This window comes from Belnapia moabensis DSM 16746, assembly GCF_000745835.1.
Lineage (GTDB): Bacteria > Pseudomonadota > Alphaproteobacteria > Acetobacterales > Acetobacteraceae > Belnapia > Belnapia moabensis.
The window spans coordinates 55,077-56,226 of sequence record NZ_KN050757.1 but is presented as its reverse complement, the minus strand read 5'-3'; the positions used below and the strand labels follow the sequence as shown (position 1 = coordinate 56,226).

Here is a 1,150-nt window from a genome sequence, read left to right as displayed (position 1 = left end):
GTGGGAGCCATCGGTGCAGCAGCCAGCAACGGCGGATGCTGAGCCCGGCGAAAGGCCGAACAGCACGCAGGCCATCGAGGGCCTCGACCGACGTGCCGCAAAGCCACGTCCGGCGAAGATGACGGTGCGGCATTTTGCGGACCCCTTCGCCGACGGTGATGACGGCGCCAACTGCATCCGCTGTGGGTATCTCGTCGAGCCTGCCCGGGAAGCGCGTGGCCTGTGGACCTGCTCGAAGTGCGGCTGATGCGTCTTCCGTGACACTGCCGAGTTCGCTGGTGACGATCACATGGCATAATTGCCTTCTCCGAGCTCCCTCACCTGCGGTTCGCACGACAACCGCGGACGGTGAGCCAGGCAGTCAACACTGTCCGCTGCGATCTTGAGCTCGCTTTTGGGGCGGCGTCGTTATCCCAGCGAGTAGGAGGTGAAACGGGTCATGCCGCTTTTCCTTCTCGCCATGGGCCGACAAAGCCAAAGCGGGCACCGAATGGATCCTCTGCAACCAAGGCAAAGTCGCCACCGGGGATCTGGTCGGGGCCGCCCAGCACGCGTCCCCAGCGCCGGGCAAGCGCCCGATGGCATCGTCGACGTCAGGAACAAGGACGTAAAAGCGCCAGCCAAAGACTTCACTCAGCGGCACGTTCATGGTGGCGCCCAGGCCAATTGGCCCGGCATGGACGAACTTGTAGTCGCCGAGCGTACCCATCGGCATCGCGCCCTCATGGCGCTGAACCAGCCGGAGCCACTCAGCATGGCACCAGTGGCGCGGATGCTGGCCATGGACCGCACCACCCTGACCGCTGCGCTGAAGCCACTTGAAAAGCGCGGCCTGATTGGCGTCGAGGCCAGCCCGACAGACCGGCGGAGCCGCCGATTGCGGCTGACGGAGGCGGGAAATGCCGCCCTATTGGATGCCCTGCCGATCTCGAGGCAGACGTACGCCAACATCGAAGCGACCCTGCCAAAGGTCGGCTTGGAAGCACTCAAAGTGTTACTGCAGGCGCTTGCATGAGGTTCGAGGGTCGTTTGTCTAGCCCGGATTATGCGCGAGGGCTGACGGGCATGGCGCAAGCCGTTGTGCGGACGTAGAATTTGGCTACGACACTCAAACCCAGCCGCGTCCGGAGACCATGCCCGTCACGGTTGA

Annotated in this window: 3 protein-coding genes; 1 reads left to right on the top strand and 2 read right to left on the bottom strand. The window is 64.0% G+C overall.

The features are described 5' to 3' along the window. Positions 1-289, bottom strand: a 289-nt coding sequence (locus tag EP26_RS37155) for a hypothetical protein (RefSeq protein WP_211259661.1), incomplete at its 3' end; no start/stop codon positions are given. A gap of 72 nt (positions 290-361) precedes the next feature. Continuing rightward, positions 362-709 (bottom strand): hypothetical protein, encoded by a 348-nt coding sequence (locus tag EP26_RS36610; protein WP_169747569.1) that lies wholly within the window; start codon positions 707-709, stop codon positions 362-364. Between EP26_RS36610 and EP26_RS31040 the strand changes: the two genes are divergently transcribed. After that, positions 677-1,015: a MarR family transcriptional regulator gene (locus EP26_RS31040; RefSeq protein WP_084113213.1), complete on the top strand. Its 339-nt coding sequence runs from the start codon at positions 677-679 to the stop codon at positions 1,013-1,015. The two genes, EP26_RS36610 and EP26_RS31040, sit on opposite strands and share 33 nt — an antisense overlap. Positions 1,016-1,150 lie beyond the last annotated feature (135 nt).